The following is a 19,804-nucleotide window of genomic DNA, read 5'->3' as shown; positions in this document are numbered from 1 at the left end:
GGAGCCGCAGATGCCCCGCAGTCGCACCGTGCTGATCGCCTTCCTCGTCGTGACGGCGGCGAACCTGCTGGCCAACGCCACCGGCGGCGGCCTGGCCTTCCTGCTCACCAAGCCGCTGCTGATGCCACTGCTGGCCGCGTACCTGTGGCTTGTCAGCGCCGAACGCGCGGCCCGACCCGACCGGCTGCTGCTGGCGGCGCTGGCCTTCGCCACCGGCGGCGACGTCGCCCTCATGATCGACGGCACCGGCTGGTTCCTCGCCGGCATGGCCTGCTTCCTCGGCACGCACCTCTGCTACCTCGCGGCCTTCACCCGGCACGGCGCCGCGACCGCGCTGCGCCGTGCGCCGCTGGTCGCCGTCCCCCTGGGGTACGCGGTGCTGACCGTCGTCGCCCTGACCTGGATGTGGACCGGGCTCAGCGACGCCGGGCTGGCCGTGCCGGTGGCCGGCTACGCGCTCGCGTTGGCCGCCATGGCCAGCACCGCCACCACCCAGGGCTGGCGCGTCGGTCTCGGCGCCGCGCTGTTCCTCGGCTCCGACCTGCTGATCGCCGCCGGGGTGGCCGAGGTGGCCCAACCACCCGGCGCGCCGGTGCTGGTCATGGCGACCTACGCCGCCGGCCAGGCACTGATCGTCACCGGCCTCGCCGCCCGCACCGGCACACCCACTGACGCGCCGGTCACTCCAGCAACTGTGCCCGCAACGCCCTGAGGTCGGAGTCGGTGAGCCCCAGCCCGTCGCGCAGGTACGCGTCGAACGAGCCGTGCACCCGACGCACCTCGGCATAACCGGCGTCGAGGTACTCGGCACGGACCTCCAGCACCGGCACCACCGCGTCGACGTCCAGCTCGGGATTTCGCCGGCGCATCGCCTCGACGATCACCGCCCGCAGACTGTCGGTCAGCTCGTTGTTGCGCAGGTAGTCGGCGCGAATGGCCGCCTCGTCCACCCCGAGCGCCGTCAACAGGATGACTGTCAACCAGCCGGTGCGGTCCTTGCCGGCGGAGCAGTGGTAGAGCAGCGGCAGATTCTCCGGCCGGGTCGCCAGCCGCACCGCCTCGGCGAAGCCGACCCGAGCCGACTCACCGGTGACGAACCAGCGGTAGATCGCCGCCATCGCCCCCGCCGTGCCCTGCCGGGCCAGCTCCGCGTACGCGTTCAGGTCGTGACCGAGCAGCACCGCCGAGACGTACGTGAAGACCGGGTGCTCCGCGTCGTGCACCGGCAGGCGCACCACCCGGGGCTCACCGGCGAACCGGTCCTCCGGGGCGACAGCGATCTCCGAGGCGTCGCGCAGATCCACCACGCACGCCGGCCCCAGCTTCGCCAGCACCGGTAGGTCCTCGTCGGTCAGCCGACCCAGCGCCGGAGTGCGAATCAACTGCCCGACGCGGACCCGCCGCCCGTCCGCGCCGACGAGCCCACCCAGGTCACGCGCGTTCGGTGCACCTACCAGCTCCCAGCCCTGCCCGGTCATCCGGTCTCCCCTCCGAAGGTGAACCTCCGTATAGGGTGCCTGACATGACGATCTCGGCGGTACGCACCCACCGGGTTTCCGCCCCCTTACACACCCCGTTCGTCACCGCGCTACGCCGCACCACCACTGTGGACACCCTGGTCGTCGAACTCGTCGACAGCGACGGCCGGTCCGGCTTCGGTGAGGCGCCGCAGGTCTGGCAGGTCACCGGCGCGTCGGTCGCCGGCGCGCAGGCGTGCGTGCGCGAGTTGCTCGGCCCACAGCTGATCGGCCGTGACCCGGACGACCTGGTGACCCGTTGCGCCGAGGTGCAGCGCGCGGTGGTCGGCAACGAGGCCGCCAAGGCGGCGCTGGACGTCGCCCTGCACGACCTCGCCGCGCGGCGGCTGGGCGTACCCCTGGTGCGGTTGCTCGGGGGCACCACGCTGCGGGTCCCGACGGACGTCACGCTGGCGGCGGGCCACGCGGTGGACCTGGCGGCCGCGGCACGGCAGCGGCAGGCCGACGGCTTCGGTGTGCTCAAGTTGAAGGTCGGCACCGACGCGGCCAGTGACCTGGACCGGGTACGCGCGGTACGGGCGGCCGTGGGCCCGGGCATCCGCATCCGGCTGGACGCCAACCAGGGCTGGACGCCCCGGGAGGCGGTCCGGGTGATCCGCGGCATCGAGGACGCCGGGCTCGACGTGGAGTTGGTCGAGCAGCCGGTGGCCCGCTGGGACCTGGACGGGCTGGCCTGGGTCAGCGACCGGGTGTCCGTGCCGATCCTGGCCGACGAGGCGGTCTTCGGGGTCCGTGACCTGGTGGAGGTGATCCGCCGCCGGGCCGCCGACCTCGTCAACGTCAAGCTGGCCAAGTGCGGTGGGCTGCATCCGGCCCGTACCCTTCTCGACCTGGCCACCGCGCACGGGCTCGGCACTGTGGTCGGCTCGATGATGGAGAGCCAGGTCGGGATCGGGGCGGCGGCGAGCCTGGTCGCCGCGTACGGCACCACAGCGGTCGCCGACCTGGACGCCGCCTGGTGGCTGGCGTGGTCACCGGTGCAGGGCGGCATCCGCTATGACGGGGCTACAGTGGTGCTGCCGGACGCCCCTGGCCTGGGCATTTCCGGCCTCACTGAAGCAAAAGTGCAGGCTCGTGGTTGATGACCGTCGGTTTCTTTCATAGGGTTCCCCTGGGACAGCCGACACGATCTGGGGGTTGACGTGGAGCTGCAACCGGGCCGCGAGGCCGCCGTCGGGGTCGCCGTGGCGACGCTGTGGACCTCCCCCGAGGCCGTCCGCCCGGTCGACCGTCCGGCGCTGACCGCCGGTGCCGACATCCCGACCTGGGTCTCCGGATTGGACACCGACCAGCAGGTCGGCGACTGCGTGTTGAGCCAACTCCTGCTCGGCGAGCGGGTCCTCGTCAGCGAGCTACGCCCGGACGGCTGGGCCCGGGTCGTCGCCGTCGAACAACCAGCCGCCAAGCTGGACCCCCGCGGCTACCCAGGCTGGCTTCCCACCGAGCAGTTGGCAGTTCTCGACCCGGCCCACACCAGCACCGAGCACCCACTGGTGGTGGACGCCACTGTCACCGGGCTGCACGCCACCCCGAACGGGCCGCTGGTGCTCCCCGGCGTCGTCGTCGGCACCCGGCTCGTCCCGGCCGGCCCCTCGCTCGACGACTGGCGGCCGGTGCACGTCCCGGGCCGGGCCACCCCGCTCTGGTTGCCCGACCGCCACCTGGTCCCGTCCGATGCCGCGTCGCCGACCGCCGCGCAGGCGCTCGCTGTGGCACAGCGCCTGCTGGACGTGGTCTACATCTGGGGCGGCCTCTCCGCGCACGGCATCGACTGCTCAGGGCTGGTGCATCTGGCCTGGCGTCGGTTCGGGGTGCTGCTGCCCCGCGACGCCGACGACCAGGCCGTGGCCACCACCCCACTGCCGTTGGGCGCGGAACGCCCCGGCGATCTCTACTTTTTCGCCCGACCCGGCCGCAAGATCCACCACATCGGCATCGTCACCGCCATGCCCGGCGACAGCGGCCAGCGCCGGATGCTGCACGCCTGCTACCGGCGGCGGCGGGTCATCGAGGAGCCGCTGCCGGCCGACCGGACCGCGACGCTTGTCGGCGCGCACCGGGTCGGACCGGCCGGGCGCGTGTCCGCACCCGGCCGGTGACCGGTCACTGTCGGGCGTCGGCCAACTCGCGACGCCGGTCCCGGGAGGACTTGATCAGGCTGGCGGCGGTGGCGATGCCCAGGGTGCCGATGATGACCAGCAGCGACAGCCAGATCGGGATGTGCGGCGCCCAGCCGACGTGCTCGCCACCGTTGATGAACGGCAGGTTGTTGTCGGCCAGTGCCTCCAGCACCAGCTTGACCCCGATGAAGCCGAGCACGACGGCCAGGCCGTAGCTCAGGTAGATCAGCCGGTCGAGCAGGCCACCGAGCAGGAAGTAGAGCTGCCGGAGGCCCATCAGCGCGAAGACGTTCGCGGTGAAGACCAGGTACGGCTCCTGGGTGATGCCGAAGATCGCCGGGATCGAGTCCAACGCGAAGATCAGGTCGGTGGTGCCGATCGCGATCATCACGATCAGCATCGGCGTGAACAGCCGCTTGCCAGCCACGTGGGTGGTCAGCTTCGCGCCGTCGTAGTCCTTCGAGATCGGCAACGCCTTGCGGCTCCACCGGATCAGCACGTTCTCGGAAAACTCGTCCTCGTCCGGCTCACCCTGCCGGGCCAGGTTCACGGCGGTGTAGATCAGGAACGCGCCGAAGATGTAGAAGACCCAGGAGAACTGCGTGATCAGCGCAGCGCCGGCGGCGATGAACCCGCCGCGCATCACCAGCGCCAGCACGATGCCGACGAGCAGCACCTTCTGCTGGTACTGCCGAGGCACCCCGAAACGGGCCATGATGATCACGAAGACGAAGAGGTTGTCCACCGAGAGGCTGTACTCGGTGAGCCAGCCGGTGTAGAACTGCCCGGCCGCGCTGGCCCCGGAGGTCAGCCAGACACCAGCGCCGAAGAGCAGGGCGAGGCCGACGTAGAAGCCGACCCAGAGGCTCGACTCCCGCACACTCGGCTCGTGCGGGCGTCGACCGATGATCAACAGGTCGACGAGCAGGACCGCAGTCAGTGCGACAAGCGTCCCCGTCCACACCAATCCGGACACGTCCAACGTTCATTCCTCCGGCAGACACGCGGCGTCGGGCACACCGTACGCCCCTGCGGGAGCCGGCGTGCCGCTGTCGCTCACTCTGGTGACTGTCGGAGGTCTCTTCCGCCGTCGCCCCGCAGGGGGCGGCGACCTACGGGGCCGGGTCGGGACGCCGTGGTTCCGGCGATCGACCGTGCTGACGACTCCGTTGCGGGGGAATACTCCCCTCCTCGGTGACCATTGTTGCCCACCACGCCCCGTGATCACACCCCGGGCACCCGGTGGCGCCGGACACTTCGCTCGACGCGTCACACACCGCCTGCGGCTTCCTAGGAGGCTAGTGCACGTCGGGTGCGGCGAGCGGGTCCGCGAGCGACCAGCCGGTGGCGAGCAGGTCGTCGCAGGCCCGCACCGCCCGGGCCAGCCGATCGGAGTGCGACCCGGTCAGCTCCACCACCGGCACGCCGCACCCGGCCAGCTCGGCCCGGAACCGCTCGGTCATCCAGGCCCGCAGGTGCTCACCGTCGCGCAGCCCGTCATCGGCGAACGGCACCCCCCGGTGATCCGTCAGCAGATACAGCGCCGGCCGACGCGCCGCCGCCCGCACCTCCTCCGACGCGCTGCCCAGGTAGCGCTCCTCCCACACCGCCGTCGCCCGCGCGTCGGTGTCGCAGACCAGCAGCGGCCCGCTCGTCCGGGCCGCCGCGTCCTCGGCCGCCTGCTGCTCGCGGACCACCGCGCGGAAGTCGTCAGGGTCCCAGACGACGTCGAACACGGTCGCCTCCGGCGTTCGTTCCCGCAGCCGGGCCAGCTTGCGAGCTGTCAACTCCCGGCCGTACTCCGGCACCCAGGACGTGCCGTAGTGCTCGGCGAGCGCCGCCGCCATCGTCGTGGTCCCGGTCGACTCGGCCCCGACCACCACCACCCGCCGGACGAACCACGCCCGCACCGGCGGGCTGAGCCACCGCCAGTGACCCGCCGGGTCCGCGCGCACCGCCGTCCCGGACACCGGCACGGTCCGTCGATCCGGATCCACCGACACGGGTACGGCGTGGAAGCGGCGCGCCAGCTCGGCGCCGTACGCCTCGGAGGAGAAGACCGCGTCCACCGAATCCGACCCGACCGCCTCGCGGAACACCGCGCAGTGCGCGTCCCAGACGGCCGGATCGGCGTAGTCCACCGGGTGGTCGTCGTACCGGCCGACGACACGGACCCACGGCGTGTCCGCGTGCGCCTCCCGCAGCCAGTCGAGGCGCAGCGAAAGCGCGATGGACTCCCGACGCGAGGGCGCCACGACGACGGTCACCTCGGCGCAGCGGGCGGCGGCGGCCCGGATCAGCGCGTGGTGGCCCGCGTGCGGTGGATAGAACTTGCCCACCACCATCCCGTGCCCGAACTCCGCAGCGGCCGAGCGCGCCGGCGCACGGCCGGATGTCTCGGCGTTCACGCGGTGGCCGGGGCCGGGCCGGGCGGGACCGCGCTCGGCCGGTCGGCCCGACGCAGGTCGGCCCGCCAGGCGCGCAACCCGAGCACGCACAGGGCGAGGAAGACCAGGTAGAGGACGGCCGTCAGGTGCAGCCCCTTGTACGCGTACAACGGGATGTAGATCAGGTCGGCGGCGATCCAGAGCCACCAACTCTCCACCCGCTTGCGGGTCTGCCCGTACGTGGCCAGCAGCGACAGCGCCGTGGTCAGGGCGTCCGGCAGCGGCACTGTCGAGTCGGTGCCCCGGTCCAGCAGCACCCAGAGCGCCCCGGTGAGCAGCACCCCGACGGCGGCCAGCGCCAGCCACTCCCGCTGCCCCGTCCGGCTCACCGTGAGCCGGGTGCGCCGCTCGCCCCCGAACAGCCAGTGCCACCAGCCGTAGCAGCCGAGCGCGACGTAGACGACCTGGAGCCCCGCGTCGGCGTACAGCCCGGCGGTCCAGAACAGCACCATGAGCAGCAGCACGTTGGCGATGCCGATCGGCCAGTTGGCGATCTTCTGCCGGGCCACCAACCACACGTTGAGCACACCGGTCGCGAACCCCAGCAGCTCCGCCCAGGTGGTGCCCGTACCGGCCACCCGAAACGCGGTGCCGGTGAGCCAATCGATGATCACGAGGCCACCCTAGGGTCCGTGTCAAAGTCCTCGGTCGAGCTGAGGCGGAGTCCAGACGGCGGTCCGGCAAGGCGGATCGGCGACGTCGGAACAGACCCCGCGACACCGACTGCCCCGATCGCCGTGGGAGGCTGTCCGACATGGTGCTTGAGGTCGCGCTGATCGACGTACTACCTGGACACGAGGACGCGTTCGCCGCCGCGTACGCCGAGGGTCATCCGGTGCTCGCCGGGGCCACCGGCTGCCGGTCCGTGCGGATGACCCGAGGAATCGAGTCACCGACCCGCTTCGTGCTGCTCGTCGAATGGGACTCGGTCGAGGCACACGAGAAGAACTTCCGGGCCACCGAACGGTTCGACATGTGGCGGGCGCTGATCGGGCCGCACTTCGCGGGACCGCCAGTGGTCGAACACTTCCTCGACGTACCGGCCTGAGCCGGGCTGTCGTACCCCACGGTTATCGTGCCCGGCGCACGCGCCGGCCGCCGGTCCCGACGGACTCGGGGGCGCCGGGCCCGGTGGCCGCGCGGCGCGTCACCGTCGACACCCTTGAGCCGTTACTCGCCGACGCGGCGGGCCAGCACGGTGACCGTCTCCTCCGGTGACAGCGCCGCGGCCAGCAGCGCCGCGGTCATCCGCTCGTAGCGGTCGACGTCGAGCACTGTGGCCAACCGGACGTCGGTGGTCAACGCCTCGAGCATCACCGTGCGCGGGTCCGCCGGGTCGGGAAAGGCGTAGCAGGAATACGGTGTGAGCGGATGCAGCCCGCCACCGGCCACCCCGCGCGGCAACAGCCGCACGGTGACGTGCGACAGGCCGGTCACGGCGACCAGATGACGCAGCTGTTCACGCCAGACCGCCACCGGCAGGTCACCCGGGTCGCAGACGGCCTCGGCGAGCACGGCGGTGTAGCGCGGCGGGTAGGCCCGGCGCAGCACCTCCTGCCGCAGTGCCCGGGCGCGCACCTCGGCCTCCACATCGACCTCTGGCGTGAGCTGCGCGCCGGCTGTGACCAACACCCGGGCGTACGCGGGCGTCTGGAGCAGCCCCGGCACCACCGACGGCTGGTACTCGACGATGTCGGCGGCGCCCGCCTCCAACTCGGCGTAGGTGCGCTGCCGTTCGCTCATCTCGCCCAGCGTCTTCCACCAGCCTCGGCTGGTCGCCGCGTCCCGGGCAATGACGATCAGCGCCTCCCGGGCGGGCGTGGGCACCTTGTAGACATCCAGCAGATCGAGCACGTCGGCGAGGTCTGGACGACTCTGACCCAGCTCGATGCGGGACAGCTTCGACGTCGAGGCCCAGCCCAGCCGTTCGCAGACCTGCTCCAGGGTCAGCGACTCGCGCCGACGGAGTTGGCGCAGCTCTGCGCCGAGACGTGCACGTCGAATGACAGGACTTGTTGGCAGCGGCATCCCGGCCTCCCCACCGAGGGAGACTACGCAGGACGATCACCCAGTGCAATAGCTCGCTCGCGCACCGCAATCAGGGCATTCGGCGCCGCAGACCGGCCGGGCTGGCCCGTACGCACCGTTTCCGCAGGTCAGTAGCGGTTGGAGGCGGCGAAGACCGGTCCCGGCGGGCCACGAGTCCCCGGTCGGCGCGGCTGGGCTCAGGGTCGGTAGGTGCCGAAGGACCAGACGTTGCCGGCCAGATCGCGGGCGGCGTAGTCACGGGAGCCGTAGTCGGTGTCGAACGGCTCCCGGATGATCTCCGCGCCGGCAGCGCGGGCCTGGGCGCAGTGCGCGTCGACGTCCGGCACGGCCACGTAGACCGACCAGTCGTCGTCGGCCGGCCGGGGTGCGGCGTCGGCCCGACCACCCAACATGATCATGCCGGTGTCGAGGACCAGCTCGGCGTGCGCGACGGTGCCGTCCGGCGCCTCGTGCACGGCATGCGCCCGGAAACCGAAGGCGGCGCCGAGCCAGTCGATAGCGGCGCGGGGATCGGGATAACGGAAGATCGGATAGATGGTTCGCATGACCCGATTCTGCGGCCGGCGACGCGGATCCGGATTGGACGAACGTGACCTCGGCGGATCGCCGACCCGACCGCGGGTCGGCAAGCCGTCGTCACCGGCCGGCGAGCAACGCGGCCGGTGTGGCCCCCGCGAACTGGTGGAAGTCCCGGATCAGGTGGGACTGGTCGTAGTAGCCGCAGCCCGCCGCCACGGCGGCCCAGTCGACTCCCCGCCCGTCCACCCCGACCTGGGTCGACGCGGCGGAAGCCCGCTGAAAACGCAGCAGTCGGGCGGCCATCTTGGGCGGCAGCCCGACCTCCTGCCGGAACCGGGACGCGAGGTGCCGCCGGCTCCAGCCCAGCTCGTCGGCGAGCGCACCGACGCTCCCCCGCCCGCCGCTGGCGGCAAGCCATCGCCACGCCCAGTCGAGCCGCGGGTCCATCGGCGGGGACGCCGCCAGCCGGGCGGTGAGCACCCGGTCGAGCAGGGCGAACCGCTCCGGCCAGCCGGGGGCCTCGGCGAGCCGGCCGCGCAGCCGATCCAGCCAACGGCCCGGGATCTGCTCGACGCCGACGGCCCGATTGGTCAGCTCGCTCAGCGGCAGACCGAGGAGCCGGCGGGCGGTCAGGGGGGCGAGCAGCAACTCGACGCCCTCCCCCACACCCACAGTGCGGGTGGTGCACCAACTGTCGAAGGTGCCGGCCACGAACGAGTCGACAGCGGTGACGCCGCGCTGGGCGCTGCGCGGGTCGGTCACGTCCAGCGGAGCGCCCCAGCCCAGGATCAGCACCACGAAGACGCCCGCCGACTCCCGGCGGACCAGTGGCACGTCCGCCCGTTCCCGGTAGCCCACGTACCTGTCGACGAACGGACGCAGGCTGGCGTCGGGCAGCCCGAGGACCATCTCGCCGATCGGCGCCACCGCCGTCAAGAGTGCCCGCCCTTCGCGTGCCCCGGTCGGCCGGGCCCGAGCGGTGCGCTGGGCGGGGCCGACCGGGTGGCCGTCACTTCACGCCGGCGGCGTCCATGCCGCGCAGCTCCTTCTTCAGATCGGAGACCTCGTCGCGGATCCGGGCCGCCAACTCGAACTGAAGCTCGCGGGCCGCGGCCAACATCTGGTCGTTGAGCTCCTGGATGAGCTGGGCGAGGTCGGCGCGGGCCATCCCCTCCCGCGAGGTGGTGGTCGCGCCGGACCGGCTCCGGCTGCGGGTCTCCTTGACCGGCGCCTTGCCTCGGGAGAGCTGACGCACCGCGCCGCCGACCCGGGAGTTCTCGGTGTCCTCCGCCTCGCGGTAGATGTCGTCCAGGATGTCGTGGATCTTCTTGCGCAGGGGCTCCGGGCTGATGCCGTGCGCCTCGTTGTGCGCGACCTGCTTGGCCCGACGCCGATCGGTCTCGTCGATCGCCGTCGCCATCGACGGGGTGATCTTGTCGGCGTACATGTGCACCTGACCGGACACGTTACGGGCGGCCCGCCCGATGGTCTGGATCAGCGACCGGCCGCTGCGCAGGAAGCCCTCCTTGTCGGCGTCGAGGATCGCCACCAACGACACCTCGGGCAGGTCCAGACCTTCGCGGAGCAGGTTGATGCCGACGAGCACGTCGTAGTCGCCCTTGCGCAGCTCGCGCAGCAGCTCCACCCGGCGCAACGTGTCGACCTCCGAGTGCAGGTAGCGCACCCGGATGCCGTTCTCCAAGAGGTAGTCGGACAGGTCCTCGGCCATCTTCTTGGTCAGCGTGGTGACAAGCACCCGCTCGTCCCGGTCGGTCCGCAGCTTGATCTCGTGCATCAGGTCGTCGATCTGGCCCTTGGTCGGCTTGATCACGACCTCGGGGTCGACCAGACCGGTGGGTCGGATCACCTGCTCGACGAACTCGCCCTGGGCCTGCTCCATCTCCCAGGTGCCGGGAGTCGCGGAGAGGTAGACCATCTGGCCGACCCGCTCCAGGAACTCGTCGAAGCGCAGCGGCCGGTTGTCGGCCGCGCTGGGCAGCCGGAAGCCGTGGTCGATGAGCATCCGCTTGCGGGACGCGTCGCCCTCGTACATGCCGCCGATCTGCGGGATGGTCACGTGCGACTCGTCGACCACTGTGAGGAAGTCGTCGGGGAAGTAGTCGAGCAGGGCGTGCGGCGGGCTGCCGGGCAGCCGCCCGTCCATGTGCATCGAGTAGTTCTCGATGCCGGAGCAGAAGCCCACCTGCCGCATCATCTCGATGTCGTAGGTGGTGCGCATCCGCAGCCGCTGCGCCTCCAGCAGCTTGCCCTGCCGCTCCAGCTCGGCGAGGCGCTCGGCCAGCTCCACCTCGATGTCGCGGATCGCCCGCTCCATCCGCTCCGGACCGGCCGCGTAGTGGGTGGCCGGGAAGATCACTAGCTGGTCGACCTCGCGGACCACATCACCTGTCAACGGGTTGAGGTAGTAGAGCTTCTCCACCTCGTCACCGAACAGCTCGATGCGGATCGCCAGCTCCTCGTACGCCGGGATGATCTCCAGCGTGTCGCCGCGGACCCGGAAGGTGCCCCGCTGGAAGGCCATGTCGTTGCGGGTGTACTGGATGTCGACCAGCCGGCGCAGCAACTGGTCGCGGTCAAGCTCCTGCCCGATCTGCACCTTCACCGCCCGGTTGAGGTACTCCTCCGGGGTGCCCAGGCCGTAGATCGCCGAGACGGTCGCCACCACGATCACGTCGCGGCGGGTGAGCAGCGACATCGTCGCCGAGTGCCGCAGCCGCTCCACCTCCTCGTTGATCGAGGAGTCCTTCTCGATGTAGGTGTCGGTCTGCGGGATGTATGCCTCGGGCTGGTAGTAGTCGTAGTACGAGACGAAGTATTCGACAGCGTTGTGCGGCAGCAGCTCGCTGAACTCCTTGGCCAGCTGCGCGCAGAGCGTCTTGTTCGGGGCGAGCACCAGGGTGGGGCGTTGCAGCCGCTCGATCAGCCACGCCGTGGTGGCGCTCTTGCCGGTGCCGGTCGCGCCGAGCAGAACTGTGTTGCGGTCGCCGCGCCGAACCCGGCGCTCAAGGTCATCGATGGCCGTCGGTTGGTCGCCGGCCGGCTGAAAGTCACTGACGACCTGGAAGCGGCTGTCCAGCCGGGGAATGTCGAGCGCCATGCCGTCAACGGTACGCCGGAGGTCCGACAGGAACGGCCGTCACGCCAGGTACGTGATCGGCTTCAATATTCCCATTGTGTGGCCCATGTCACCGGGACTACCCTCTTCATGTAGGCCGCTCGCGGCGGCCGACCGGGCCGGTGGCCAGGCCAACATCACGGCCGGTCACCCCCGGCACTGCGGTCGCAGCACCCGGCTCGTCCGGCGTGCGCACCCGTGTGGTCGCGCTCGAGGCGCAGACCGGCCGCCGCGAGCGCCCCTGCTCGTCACCCCGGTGCCTCCCCGCCCGTTTCACCTCCGTGGACACCTCCCCGACCCCGGCGCCCGACACCGCCCGCACCGCCAGCCCCCGGCCGGACGACCCGAGCACCGGGCGGCACCGCACCGGCCCGGCCGGCAGCGCCTCGGCAGCCAGCGGGACCCCCAGCGACACCGGCGGTGGGCCCACGCCCGGCCGGACCAGCAGCGGCGCCCGCCGGGCCGCCGCCGGCCGCAAGACCGACGACACGCGCCGGGCCGCCGCCGAGCGGAACCGCGAGACCGCCCGCCGCGACGACAACCCGGGCACCGCCGACACCACCGAGGCCGCCGACACCGCCGGCCCGCCCTCGGCCGGGCGTCGTCGGCGTACGGTGCTGCTGCTGCTCGGTCTGACGGCCGTGACGTCCGCGACGGCCCTGGTGCTCGGGCTGTTGAGCTGGGCGCCCGACCCGCCCGAGCCGGCCCGGCCGCTGACAGTGGCGGAGGGCGACCGGCTGGCCGCCACGCGGGTCACCAACCTGCGGGACCTGCGCGCCGGCGTACGGGTCACTGCCGGCACCGGCGCCGCCCGCATCGAACTGGTGGGCTGGGTGGACTGGTCCCGGTCGCTGCTCTACCTCGACGTGGGCGGCCCGGGCGCGGGTGCCGAACGCGGGCTGTTGGAGAGGAGCGGTCCGGTGCTGGTGATCCGGCCCGATCCGGCGGCCGTGCCCACCCCCGCGGCCCCACCGCTGATGCCCCCGGCGGACCGGTGGCGGCTGCACCGACTGGCACCCGGGGCGCACCTGGCACCGGTGCTCGAGCTGCTCCTCGATCTCGCCGCCGACCGCCCGGACACCACGACCCGGACGGCACCGTCCGACGGGGCGCGCTGGATCGCCCGGGAGACCGTGCCGGCCGGCCCACTGGACGTCATACAGGCACCGCTGCCCACCAGCGCGCCAGCCGCCAGCACGGCCATCGGCACCCCCGGCGCCGCGACGCCCGCCCCGGCCGGACAGACCCGGTACTGGCTCGATCAGGACGCCCGACTGCACAAGCTGGTGACCCGGCTGCCCGGCACCGGCCCGGTCACGATGATCTTCAACCGCGCGGACCGACCGACACTACGACCGGTGGACGCCCTCGGCGGCCGCCCCGGTCTGCCCCGCGCGCTGACCGACGCCGAGCAGCGTCGGCTCGACCGGCTGCCGGCCCGGCTCCGCGCCCAGGGCGGTGCCACTGTGACGCTGACCGCGCCGACGGGCACTGACACGAACCTGCGGGGCGCCGGCTGGTTGAGCTGGACCGCGCGTACCGCGTACCTCGCTGTCGCCGACCTGGGCGTACCGGACCGCCGGACCCTGCTGCGACGCGACGCCGCCGGTCTGGCCCGGGCGGACCTGCCGGCGGTCGATGCCGGCGGCGGCACCGCGGAGGCGCCGGCCCGGCCGCCGCTGCCGCCCCCGGCCGGGGCCTGGCGGGTCTCCCGGCCCGGCCGGGACGACCTGAGCGTGCTGGTCGACGCCGCAATCGCCGCCGGGTCGGTCGGGCAGCGCGGCGCGGCAGTGCGGGTACGCGAGGACTTCACCGCCGGACGGACCGTGGACGTGATCGAGTCGGGACCGGCCGACGCCCGGCTGCGGTACTGGCTCGACCGGGAGGGGTCGCTCCGCCGGCTCGAGGTGCAGACCGACGCCGGCGCATGGGCGCACCTGGATCTCCAGCCCGCCGTCGTGCCCCGACAGGCCGCCAACCCTCGGCCCGCCGCCCCTCGACCTTCGGCCCCTCGGTCGTCAGCCCCTCGGCCCGGTGCCCGCTGACCGGCACCCTCAGGGGCGCCAGCCGGTCTGCGCGGCCCACTGCTCGGCCCGCAGGTACTCCTCGTCGAACCACGGGTTCCGGGCCGTGCCGGCATCGCCGGCCGCCTCCGGCGCCGCGTCGACCAGATCCCGCTTGAGCACCAGGTAGGCGGCCCGCTGATCCGGGTCGGCACGCAGGTGGTCGCGCATCAGTAACGCGTACCGCCAGCCCGGCGAATCCGTCAGCCGCACGTGCAGACGAACCGGCCGGGCCGGGTCCGCGCTGCCGTGCAGCCGCTTCTCCCACCGGCCCCGGCCGGCCGGGCGCGGATCGTCCCACCACTGCCCCGGCACCCGCGGGAACCCGGCGCTCGCCAGCCGATCGGCCAACGGCCCGTCGGCGTCGGCGAGGCTGGCGACCGCCACCTGCACGTCGATGACGTTCTGGGCGGCCAGGCCGGGCACCGCCGTGGAGCCGATGTGATCGATCCGAAGGGCATCCGAGCCGAGCGCGTGCTGGATCCGGGCGGCCAGCCGCGCGTACTGCTCCGGCCAACTCGCGTCGGCCCCGGCCAGCTCGGCCGCATCCGGCGCAACCACCCGCCGCTGGCGCAGATTGTCCTCGTAGGGCACCAACCGCTGCTTCCAGAGCCGGTCGACAGCATCGTGCAGTGCCGTCAGACTCCCGTCGTTCGTCAGCACCACGTCCGCCGCCGCCCGGCGGCGGACGTCGTCGGCCTGGGCGGCGATTCTCCGCTCGGCCTCCGCGCGACCCATCCCCCGGTCGCGCGCCAGCCGCTCCAGTCGGGTCGACACGGCCGTCTGCACTACGACCACCAGGTGGTACGTCGGAGCGAGACCCACCTCGACCAGCAGCGGTACGTCGTTGACGACTATCGCGTCGGGTGCCGCCGCAGCGGCCAACTCCGCGGTGCGGGCCCGGACCCGGGGATGGGTGATCGCCTCCAGTCGACGGCGGGCGGTCTCGTCGGCGAACACCACAGCTCCCAGTGCGGCACGGTCCAGTGCGCCGTCGGCGTCCAGCACCGCGTCGGAGAAGGCGGCGACGATCTCGGCCAGCCCCTCCGTGCCCGGCGCCACCACCTCCCGGGCCACCCGGTCGGCGTCAATGAGCACCGCGCCCCGCTCCACGAGCCGCGCGGCCGCCGCGCTCTTGCCTGACCCGATTCCGCCGGTCAACCCCACCCTCAGCACCCGAACAGTCAACCGGATCGACAAGCCCGCCGCCAAACCCACCCACGGCCCGGCGAGCTCCCATGCCACCCCGCCACGGCCGCGACCGCTCCCGTCCCGCCCCATCGATCATGGAGTTGTGGTGGGCGACAAAGCGCCCCGCACAGCACCAAGTCAGGCACCACAACCCCATGATCGACGAAGCCGGGCTGTCCTGATGCCGCGATCTTGCACTTACTGTCCCGACCTAAGGGGCATTCCGTACTTTTTGGCGACCGAAAGTGCAAGATCGGCGCGGGTGGGCCGTTCCTGGAGTCCGAACCTGGGTTTTGGAGTGCACGATCGCCCCCTTGACCCAAGCAACCGATCGCCTTACGCAACGGTGTTGTCCGAGATGTAGTGGTTGGGGTGCCCGCGAGGCCCCTACATCGTGGACCGAGCGCGATCTTGGCGGTCCGCACTAGCCGCCGAGCATGCCGCGCCGGCCACAGCGCCCCGGCCGCCGGCGCACCGCCCCCGCAACTCGCCCGGGGCACGGCGAGGGCCCCGCCCCCAGCGATCCGGAGATCGCGGGAACGGGGCCCGTCGTCGTTCAGCGGGTCACTTACCGCCGGCGAGCTTCTCCCGCAGTGCGGCGAGCGCCTCGTCGGTGGCCAGCGTGCCGGCCGGCTCCTCGGCCTGCCGGCTCGGGGCCGGGCTGGAGGAGGAGGTGGTGCCACCGCCACCGCCGCCGCCTGCGGCCGGGACGACCGGAGTCGGGTTGGCGGCAGCCTCGGCGTCGGCAGCCCGAGAGGTCTGCACCTGCTTGGTGTGGGCCTCCCAGCGCACACGAGCCTCGGCGTACTGGTTCTCCCAGGTCTCGCGCTGCTTGTCGTACCCCTCGAGCCACTCGCCCGTCTCCGGGTCGAAGCCCTCGGGGTAGATGTAGTTGCCCTCGGTGTCGTACGTCGCGGCCATGCCGTAGAGGGTCGGGTCGAAGTGCTCCTCGCCCTCGACGAAGCCCTCGTTGGCCTGCTTGAGCGACAGCGAGATCCGGCGACGCTCCAGGTCGATGTCGATGACCTTGACCATGACCTCGGAGCCAACCTGGACGACCTGCTCCGGGATCTCCACGTGGCGCTCGGCCAGCTCGGAGATGTGGACCAGGCCCTCGATGCCGTCGTCCACGCGGACGAACGCACCGAACGGAACCAGCTTGGTGACCTTACCCGGCACGATCTGCTGGATCGCGTGGGTGCGGGCGAACTGCCGCCACGGGTCTTCCTGGGTCGCCTTCAGCGACAGCGAGACCCGCTCGCGGTCCAGGTCGACGTCCAGGACCTCGACCTCGACCTCCTGGCCCACCTCGACGACCTCGGACGGGTGGTCGATGTGCTTCCAGGACAGCTCGGAGACGTGCACCAGACCGTCGACGCCGCCCAGGTCCACGAAGGCGCCGAAGTTGACGATCGAGGACACGACGCCCTTGCGGACCTGGCCCTTCTGCAGCTTGTTGAGGAACTCGGTGCGCACCTCGGACTGCGTCTGCTCCAGCCAGGCCCGGCGGGACAGGACCACGTTGTTGCGGTTCTTGTCCAGCTCGATGATCTTGGCCTCGAGCTCCCGCCCGACGTACGGCTGCAGATCGCGCACACGACGCATCTCGACCAGGGACGCGGGCAGGAAGCCGCGCAGCCCGATGTCGAGGATGAGGCCGCCCTTGACCACCTCGATGACCGAACCGCGGACGACGCCGTCCTCGTCCTTGATCTTCTCGATCGTGCCCCAGGCCCGCTCGTACTGTGCCCGCTTCTTCGAGAGGATCAGACGACCCTCCTTGTCCTCCTTCTGGAGAACCAGGGCCTCGATGTGGTCGCCAACCGTCACAACCTCGGCGGGGTCCACGTCGTGCTTGATCGACAACTCCCGAGAGGGGATGACACCCTCGGTCTTGTAGCCGATGTCGAGCAGGACCTCGTCCCGATCGACCTTGACGACGGTGCCTTCGACAATGTCGCCGTCGTTGAAGTACTTGATGGTCTCGTCGATCGCGGCGAGGAATGCCTCCTCGGAACCGAGATCGTCGTGGGTGACCCGGGTGGCGCTCGAGGGGGCCTCGATGCTGCTCGTCATGTGGGCGGTTGCTCCGGTCGGTGGGTTGTCACAGCAGGCTGGTGTGTCGCAGTGACCTGTTCGCGCCAGCGGATCCGTCGCCGGGCACACCGAACGATCGCCTAGTGAGATCATGATGTGGCTCCGTCGACCGCGCACCTGCTCCCTGCCGAGGCAACGCGATCCGCGAGCGCATCGTCTAGCCTACCGTGCGCATTACCACAGCGTGCAAGCCCTCCCAGGTTCTCTTCGTGCGATGACCTGCGAAAGCCGAACAATCGCCCGGTAGACACCACTGCTGTCTCCTGCGTCACAGCAGCCCCTTCCGCCGCTTCGAGCAGTCGCGCCGGATCCTGGACGCGCCGCCGTACCCACTGGGGTGGGTGGGGCCTAGCGTGAGCGCGTGGATGACGACAGCCGGGTTACCCGGCGCCGGGTGGGTGACGCCGAGGCCCGGCGCGCCAACCGCGGCTGGTGGGACACCGACGCCGACGACTACCAGGCCGAACACGGCGCGTTCCTCGGCGACGTGGACTTCGTGTGGTGCCCCGAGGGCCTGCGCGAGGCCGACGCCCGGCTGCTCGGCGACGTGTCGGGTCGGCGGGTGTTGGAGGTGGGCGCCGGCGCTGCGGCCGCCGCCCGCTGGCTCGCCACCCAGGGCGCCCGGCCGGTCGCCTTCGACCTGTCCGCCGGCATGTTGCGGCACGCCGCCGAGGCCGCCGACCGCACCGGAGTACGCGTACCGCTGGTGCAGGCCGACGCGCTCGCCCTGCCGTTCGCCGACCGGTCGTTCGACGTCGCCTGCACCGCGTTCGGCGCGATCCCGTTCGTGGACGACTCGGCGGCGCTGCTCGCCGAGGTGCACCGGGTGCTGCGCCCGGGCGGCCGGTGGGTGTTCTCGGTGACCCACCCGATGCGGTGGATCTTTCTCGACGACCCCGGCGAGGGCGGCCTGACGGCAGTGCACTCGTACTTCGACCGCTCCCCGTACGTGGAGCAGGACGAGACCGGCGTGGCCACCTACGTCGAGCAGCACCGCACCCTCGGCGACCGGATCCGCGAGCTGGTCGGCGCCGGGTTCCGGCTACTGGATTTGGTGGAGCCGGAGTGGCCGGAGGGACACGAGGGGATCTGGGGGCAGTGGAGCCCGCTGCGCGGACGACTCTTCCCCGGCACCGCCATCTTCGTCACCGAGAAGCCCGCCGCTTGAGCGCGTCGCACCCACGGTCCGACCTGCGAGCCATCGATCGCCGGTAGGCTCGCCCCATGAGCGCCGAGCCCATCCCGACATCACCTGGCCCCTGGTGTCCGGATCCGATGCGGCAGCAGCGTGCCGACTACACGCTGGAGGACCTGCTCACCCTGCCGGACGACGCCCCCCGCGTCGAACTCGTCGACGGAGTTATCCAGGTGACACCCTCCCCCACCCTGGGCCATCAAGACATCTCGCTGTTGCTGGCGCACTGGCTGCTGCAACACGTGCCGGCCGACCTTCGGGTCGTCCAGGCCGTCGGTGTCGGGCTGAGTCCCAATACCAGCCGACAGCCGGACGTGCTCCTACGGCGGGCTGGCGTGGCTTCCTCCCGATCCAATCTGCGGCCGGAGGATGTCCTGCTCGCCGTGGAGATCGTTTCGCCGGGCACGCGACGGATCGACCGGTTCGCGAAACCGGGTGAGTACGCCGCCGCCGGCATCCCGTTCTACTGGCGGATCGAGCAGGACCCGGTGCACGTGTACGCGTACCGGATCGGCGACCGGGTGGGGCCGGGCGGTGAGCGGCAGTACGAGCTGGTCGCCGACGGCGCCGACGTGATCGAGCTGGCCGAGCCGTTCGACATCAAGCTGCCGATCGCCGAGATCACGCCGTAGTCGTTTCACCCCGATCTGGGCGGGTAGCCGAGGACCATGGCCGAACCGAGATTTCACAAGGGCGACCATGTCTCCTGGTCGGCCCACGGCAGCCGCGCGTACGGCGTGGTGCGGGAAACGATCACCGAGCGGACCAAGGTCAGCGGACGGGCCGTGAACGCGGCCCCCGACGACCCGCAGTACCGGGTCCGCAGTGACGGCACGGGCCGCGACGTGGCCCACCGCCCCGAGGCGCTGCGCCATGAGTAAGAGTGACGAGGGCCGGGACACCTACCGGGAGTTCACCGAGGCGGTGAACATGAAGCCCGGTGAGCTGTCCACGTGGCTGGAGACCGACGAGTCGAAGCAGGTCGGCTGGCACAAGGGTGGTCGTGCTGGTGGTGGCGAGTCCGTCGGACACGAATCCGGGCGGAAGATCATCAACCTGCTCCGTCGCAAACGCGGTGACCTGTCCGACGGCGACTACAAGCACATGCGCAAGGTCGTCGGCTACGTACGCCGGCACATGGCGCAGCGCCCTTCCGGCAACGTCCGCGACACCAAGTGGCGCTGGTCCCTGATGAACTGGGGTCACGACCCCATGAAGTAGCCGGTCACCGGCGCAAGATCTGCGCAACGTCGGTGACGTTGGCGCCTTACAACGCCACGACCCTGATCCACCACGCCAACGGCCGCAGCCACAGCAACCCGGTCAGGGGTTCCGGGGCAGCCCGACCCACGCAGGCCGCCGTACCAGTGCAGGGCGATGAAGTCGACGCGGTAGCCGCGCTGCTTCGCCCCGGCCATGAACCGGTCGAGCCATTCGCCTGGCCGGTCG

General features: G+C 71.7%; 19 protein-coding genes and 1 pseudogene. 10 read left to right on the top strand and 10 right to left on the bottom strand.

Features of this window, described 5'->3' with window-relative positions; translation table 11 throughout:
- Positions 1-10 precede the first annotated feature (10 nt).
- Complete coding sequence (locus tag ABZS40_RS32670; RefSeq protein ID WP_354947999.1) at positions 11-712, top strand: lysoplasmalogenase; 702 nt, start codon at positions 11-13, stop codon at positions 710-712.
- Here the strand turns inward: ABZS40_RS32670 and ABZS40_RS32665 are convergent.
- Positions 681-1,478 carry a tyrosine-protein phosphatase gene (locus ABZS40_RS32665; protein ID WP_354947997.1) on the bottom strand — a complete coding sequence of 266 codons (798 nt, stop codon included), beginning with the start codon at positions 1,476-1,478 and terminating at the stop codon, positions 681-683. The two genes, ABZS40_RS32670 and ABZS40_RS32665, sit on opposite strands and share 32 nt — an antisense overlap.
- Before the next feature lie 44 nt (positions 1,479-1,522).
- Between ABZS40_RS32665 and ABZS40_RS32660 the strand changes: the two genes are divergently transcribed.
- Positions 1,523-2,620, top strand: a complete 1,098-nt coding sequence (locus tag ABZS40_RS32660; RefSeq protein WP_354947995.1) for a dipeptide epimerase — start codon at positions 1,523-1,525, stop codon at positions 2,618-2,620.
- 60 nt (positions 2,621-2,680) lie between these two features.
- Positions 2,681-3,637, top strand: a complete 957-nt coding sequence (locus ABZS40_RS32655; protein ID WP_354947993.1) for an NlpC/P60 family protein — start codon at positions 2,681-2,683, stop codon at positions 3,635-3,637.
- A 4-nt stretch (positions 3,638-3,641) separates the two neighbouring features.
- On the opposite strand, the gene ABZS40_RS32650 is transcribed toward ABZS40_RS32655, so the two are convergent.
- The 3 genes from ABZS40_RS32650 to pnuC form a co-directional block, all read right to left on the bottom strand.
- Positions 3,642-4,640, bottom strand: coding sequence for a TerC family protein (locus ABZS40_RS32650; protein WP_354947991.1), 999 nt, complete (start codon positions 4,638-4,640; stop codon positions 3,642-3,644).
- 316 nt (positions 4,641-4,956) lie between these two features.
- Positions 4,957-6,066: an AAA family ATPase gene (locus tag ABZS40_RS32645; protein ID WP_354947989.1), complete on the bottom strand. Its 1,110-nt coding sequence runs from the start codon at positions 6,064-6,066 to the stop codon at positions 4,957-4,959.
- Entirely contained in the window at positions 6,063-6,719 is a 657-nt protein-coding gene (gene pnuC, locus ABZS40_RS32640; RefSeq protein WP_354947987.1) for a nicotinamide riboside transporter PnuC, read from the bottom strand. Before pnuC ends, ABZS40_RS32645 begins: the two co-directional genes overlap by 4 nt.
- 140 nt (positions 6,720-6,859) lie before the next feature.
- Between pnuC and ABZS40_RS32635 the strand changes: the two genes are divergently transcribed.
- The gene (locus tag ABZS40_RS32635; protein ID WP_354947985.1) at positions 6,860-7,153 is read left to right on the top strand and encodes an antibiotic biosynthesis monooxygenase family protein; all 294 of its coding nucleotides are present in this window, start codon (positions 6,860-6,862) and stop codon (positions 7,151-7,153) included.
- A 122-nt stretch (positions 7,154-7,275) separates the two neighbouring features.
- On the opposite strand, the gene ABZS40_RS32630 is transcribed toward ABZS40_RS32635, so the two are convergent.
- From ABZS40_RS32630 to uvrB, 4 genes are all read right to left on the bottom strand, one after another.
- Complete coding sequence (locus ABZS40_RS32630; protein ID WP_354947983.1) at positions 7,276-8,133, bottom strand: helix-turn-helix transcriptional regulator; 858 nt, start codon at positions 8,131-8,133, stop codon at positions 7,276-7,278.
- 197 nt (positions 8,134-8,330) lie between these two features.
- Positions 8,331-8,699 (bottom strand): VOC family protein, encoded by a 369-nt coding sequence (locus ABZS40_RS32625; RefSeq protein WP_354947981.1) that lies wholly within the window; start codon positions 8,697-8,699, stop codon positions 8,331-8,333.
- A 91-nt stretch (positions 8,700-8,790) separates the two neighbouring features.
- Positions 8,791-9,600 (bottom strand): AraC family transcriptional regulator, encoded by an 810-nt coding sequence (locus ABZS40_RS32620; RefSeq protein ID WP_354947980.1) that lies wholly within the window; start codon positions 9,598-9,600, stop codon positions 8,791-8,793.
- Between the two features lie 82 nt (positions 9,601-9,682).
- Positions 9,683-11,791, bottom strand: coding sequence for an excinuclease ABC subunit UvrB (uvrB, locus tag ABZS40_RS32615; RefSeq protein WP_354947978.1), 2,109 nt, complete (start codon positions 11,789-11,791; stop codon positions 9,683-9,685).
- Between the two features lie 206 nt (positions 11,792-11,997).
- On the opposite strand from uvrB, the gene ABZS40_RS32610 reads away from it, so the two are divergent.
- Positions 11,998-13,854 carry a hypothetical protein gene (locus tag ABZS40_RS32610; protein ID WP_354947976.1) on the top strand — a complete coding sequence of 619 codons (1,857 nt, stop codon included), beginning with the start codon at positions 11,998-12,000 and terminating at the stop codon, positions 13,852-13,854.
- Positions 13,855-13,863: 9 nt separating this feature from the next.
- On the opposite strand, the gene coaE is transcribed toward ABZS40_RS32610, so the two are convergent.
- Positions 13,864-15,048 (bottom strand): dephospho-CoA kinase, encoded by a 1,185-nt coding sequence (gene coaE / locus ABZS40_RS32605; RefSeq protein ID WP_354947974.1) that lies wholly within the window; start codon positions 15,046-15,048, stop codon positions 13,864-13,866.
- A gap of 579 nt (positions 15,049-15,627) precedes the next feature.
- Positions 15,628-17,139: a 30S ribosomal protein S1 gene (gene rpsA, locus ABZS40_RS32600; RefSeq protein WP_354947972.1), complete on the bottom strand. Its 1,512-nt coding sequence runs from the start codon at positions 17,137-17,139 to the stop codon at positions 15,628-15,630.
- Positions 17,140-17,521: 382 nt separating this feature from the next.
- On the opposite strand from rpsA, the gene ABZS40_RS32595 reads away from it, so the two are divergent.
- The 5 genes and pseudogenes from ABZS40_RS32595 to ABZS40_RS32575 form a co-directional block, all read left to right on the top strand.
- Positions 17,522-18,328: a class I SAM-dependent methyltransferase gene (locus tag ABZS40_RS32595; protein WP_354947970.1), complete on the top strand. Its 807-nt coding sequence runs from the start codon at positions 17,522-17,524 to the stop codon at positions 18,326-18,328.
- 56 nt (positions 18,329-18,384) lie between these two features.
- Complete coding sequence (locus tag ABZS40_RS32590) at positions 18,385-18,987, top strand: Uma2 family endonuclease (RefSeq protein WP_354947968.1); 603 nt, start codon at positions 18,385-18,387, stop codon at positions 18,985-18,987.
- Positions 18,988-19,023: 36 nt separating this feature from the next.
- The gene (locus tag ABZS40_RS32585) at positions 19,024-19,236 is read left to right on the top strand and encodes a DUF2945 domain-containing protein (protein ID WP_354947966.1); all 213 of its coding nucleotides are present in this window, start codon (positions 19,024-19,026) and stop codon (positions 19,234-19,236) included.
- Positions 19,229-19,573 (top strand): annotated as a pseudogene (locus ABZS40_RS32580) (DUF3140 domain-containing protein); the annotation flags it as partial. The gene ABZS40_RS32585 and the pseudogene ABZS40_RS32580, both read left to right, overlap by 8 nt.
- Before the next feature lie 35 nt (positions 19,574-19,608).
- Positions 19,609-19,804, top strand: a 196-nt coding sequence (locus ABZS40_RS32575; RefSeq protein ID WP_354947964.1) for a hypothetical protein, incomplete at its 3' end; no start/stop codon positions are given.

It is taken from the genome of Micromonospora sp. NPDC005324, assembly GCF_040607155.1.
Classification (GTDB): domain Bacteria; phylum Actinomycetota; class Actinomycetes; order Mycobacteriales; family Micromonosporaceae; genus Micromonospora; species Micromonospora trifolii.
The sequence above is the reverse complement of the archived record's forward strand: the minus strand, read 5'-3'. Positions and strand labels throughout refer to the sequence as shown.